Source organism: Prosthecobacter sp. (assembly GCF_044373815.1).
Classification (GTDB): domain Bacteria; phylum Verrucomicrobiota; class Verrucomicrobiia; order Verrucomicrobiales; family Verrucomicrobiaceae; genus Prosthecobacter.
The window spans coordinates 1-3,585 of sequence record NZ_JBIPNG010000586.1 but is presented as its reverse complement, the minus strand read 5'-3'; the positions used below and the strand labels follow the sequence as shown (position 1 = coordinate 3,585).

Genomic DNA, 3,585 nt, shown 5'->3' with positions numbered 1-3,585 from the left:
CTGTTCAAGGACATCCACAGTGGCTGGAGTATGAATACAAAGGCCCTACCGATGAACCAGGAAAAGCACCAGCCTACGCCCCAGGGGAGCCACACAAAAATGTCAACAGACTGAATGACTGGGATGGCGAGGAAGGCTATTAATTCATAACACTGATCAAGTCATGACAACAGGTGAAAAAATACAGGAGCTTCGCGAAAGAAGCTGGGAACAGGAAGCGCAAGGTCAATATGAGGCCGGAATCGCCTTGAGCCATGAGCTTCTAGGACTTCTTGGCGACAGCCGTACGAATCTGAAACTGGCCGCTTTGCAGTGGGAGCGGGTGGCTCGCATGCACCTGCGACTGAATCAGCCCATCGAGGCTGAAGCGGCTGCCAGAAACAGCTTAGAGACTTACATGCGCAACAGAGCCATGCTCGAAGGGAAATGGGATCCGGAAGGCGACACCTATCTCGCGGACTTTCGCATGGTGTTGGCGCTGAGCCTTGCTTACCAGAAACGCTATGCCGAAGCCATGCCTTACGCAGAGCAGTGGGAGCGAGTTCACCTCAAGGTGAGAGGACCAGATGATCCCTTTGTCAAAGATGTGGTGGCCCGTCATATGAAACGGATGAGAGCAAGACTAGCCGGAGAACCCGTTCAGGAAAACGACAAAAATGAAGAACGGGGCCAGGGTCAAAATAATTGACAGACCAAGCTGATTTATCCAGCTCATCGGCGCGATCGCCCAAATGAACCCACGCGCCAACCAATAGCGCGGGACGTGCCAGCCTATTTGAAAAATAAAGTCAGAATAGCTTCTCGATTCCGAACCCTCCTTGGTTGAAGCGGCGTCATGAAGTCTCTTCAGCCAGCGCTCTCACACTTGCGGCTGCAGGTCATTCACTCACCAGCGACGCTGATAGCGGAGCCAAGCGAATCTACGTCTCACTGAACATGCCAGCACCTTGCCCTCCTCGGAGTGCTTCTCCCTGTTCACCGGCGCCCCGATGTCTCCAACGCAGTGCTTGGGAGGCATTCGGGGCCACGACTTCGGTAGGCATGCGACGGTCCTGTGGATGTCCGTGGCTGTTTGCCACAACTTGCCTAAAAACAAGGCCTCCGAAATTCGCAACGCCGGTTTGCCTGCCTGCCTGCTGTGCACGCATCTGCATCACACCCACGCCAGCCCCCCCTTGCTCAGCCGCCTCCCCACCGGCACTTGAATACCATCATCTACCACCTCCACACATTATCCACTTGCATTCCCAAATCACGACCCAATTCTATTTCCGATCTCTCAATAAACCTGACGCTGTGAAGAACACGAAAGGTGCCATCGCCGCCCTGCGGCCACGCATCCGCCATGTTCTACACTCCGCCATCTCTTTTCGATCCACCCACCTACCCGCGCAAAAAGCTGCCCCTCGCAGGCAGCCCGCCAGAGCAGGCCCAGTCTCAGCCCCAGCCTGAGCCGACAGCGAGGGTCCTCTATCGCCCCACCCAACAGGCCGGTCCCCGCCCGCCCGCAAACACCATCCCGCTCATCTTCAGAGCCCTGGCCCATCCTTCTCTGCGCCGGCCCATAGCAGCGGCAGCAGCTTCCTCAGACGCCTTCCCTGCGCTGCAGAGCCAGACCCAGCAAGCATCCGCGCCTGCGCCATTTCAGTCACCGGCACAGCCGTCGCAGACACCACCCACTGCCAGCCCAGCTACGCAGAGCACCGAAGAAGACCCCAAAGTCGCAGCCGCTTTCCAAGAAGCCGCTGCCCACGTCGAGGCCGATTCCATCCTCCGCGACCAGTCACCCACGGCAACCGCAACGCCAGGCCAGCAGCTTTCCACCAAGCCCACCGTCGCCACGCCGCAGAGCCCTTCCCAGCCACCCTCCACACCTGCGCCAGCTCAATCACCAGCACAGCCACCGCAGACACCTTTCACCCCCAGCCCCGCACCGCAAAGCATCGAAGAATCCCCCAAAGTCGCGGCAGCCTTCAAAGAAGCCGCAGCGCCACAGTCCCCCACCACGCCTGCCCCGCCCTCACCACCGAGCCCTTCCCAGTCACCCACCCCGCCAGCGCCACCGCAGCCTACTGCCCCGCCGCCGCAGGCACCACCCGCCGCCGCCCCAGCGCCGCAGAGCTCGGAAGAAACTGACCCCAAGGCCGTCGATGCCGTGAACAAGGCCACAGCCCAGGCGGAGGCCACGGACGCCCTGCGCAAGCAGCGCGCCCCCCGCCGCACCATGCTTGAATCCGCCGGCCTCGGCGGAGCCGCCACCAGCCTTGAAGCTCTGGAGGATGAGGTACAGGCGCGCCACGCAGAGCTGGAGAAAAAGTTCCCCCAGCACGGCCCCGAGTACCAGGCCGGCATGAAGGCCATCCTTCAGCACATCCAGCAGCAGCAGGCCCAGATCAAAGCCAGGGCCGATCACCTCCCGGAGATCGCCGCCCGCATCTACCAGCAGTGGGGCAAAGGCGTCGCCGGAAACTGGATCACCGAACAGGCGCTCAGGGAAGGCGACAGAGACAGCCCCGGCGCACCCCTCTCCCAGTCCCATCTCGATGCCCTCAATCAAGAGGCCGCCAAATACGGCATCGACCCCAAGGACCTTCGCCACCACCTGGAGATGCAGCGTGTCACCGACTGGAGCCGTGGCGATACCAGCGCCGCCGTGCGCTATGGCCCCGGCGGCTCCATCTGGGTGAACCCCGACCGCTATCTGGATGAAAACGCCTACCGCCAGGCCGTGGAAAAAGCCGGGGGCAGCGAAGCCGAAAAGGCGGCCGCTATGAGCCGCTTTCCAGAGCTGCAGCAGCGTGCTGCCAAGGCCCAGCTCGATACCCTGCGCACACTCGGAGTCTACAACCAGTGGGAGGCCAGCCAGCCCAAAGGCATGAGCGATGCGGAAAAGCTCGCCAAGTTCCGCCAGGAGCACAGCGGCATCTTCAGTTCAGGCGCATGGAAAGTGCGCATGCATCAGGCCTTGCTCGGCGTCGCCAGCGCAGTCGTGGGGCTGGCCAAGAGCGCCGTAGGCACGTATGAGGCCGCCACACGCAGCCCCGGCGCGCTGGATTTGTATGAGAAGCTCTCGCGTGATGCAGCCTCCATCAGCTCCTCCAGCGCGGCACTGCCCACCGGCCAGTTAGTCCACATGGGCACCAGCATGGTGGTCAGCTCCGCTCCCAGCCTCGGCGTGGGCGGTCTCGTCTCCCTCACACTCAAAGCAGGCGGCGCCGCCTTCGGCCTCAGGACCGCAGCGCAGGTCGCCCAGGCCGCCCAGACATGGGGCCTGCGCGGCACCGCAGCCACCGCCGGACTCCAGACCTTTGGCGGCATGTACGGAGATGCCGTGCAGGGCTACATGAATCTCGGCGACAGCGAATCCACCGCGCTCAACAAAGCCTTCATCCCCGCCCTCGCCGGAGCCGCCAGTACCTACCTGCTCACCGCCGCAGGCGGCACCCAGGGCATGGAGGCAATGCTGCGGCAGTCCGCCTTTAAGCCAGATTTCCGCCAGTGGTTCAAGGCCGTCATCGCCGGCAGCGTGAAGGAAGGCCTGCGCGAAGAAGCCCCTGACCAGCTCATCCAGGGCATGCTCGAGCG

The 3,585-nt window shown here is 62.3% G+C and carries 1 protein-coding gene and 1 pseudogene; both read left to right on the top strand.

Going from position 1 to position 3,585, the window contains the following annotated elements; all coding sequences use genetic code 11:
• Positions 1–163: 163 nt before the first annotated feature.
• Positions 164–688, top strand: coding sequence for a hypothetical protein (locus ACIREA_RS28645; protein ID WP_397385740.1), 525 nt, complete (start codon positions 164–166; stop codon positions 686–688).
• Positions 689–1,345: 657 nt separating this feature from the next.
• Positions 1,346–3,585, top strand: a pseudogene (locus ACIREA_RS28640) (hypothetical protein); the annotation flags it as partial.

What these genes read in the sequence shown, in the direction of transcription:
- ACIREA_RS28645 (WP_397385740.1), top strand. Translation starts at nt 164, where the DNA reads ATGACAACAGGTGAAAAAATACAGGAGCTTCGCGAAAGAAGCTGGGAA.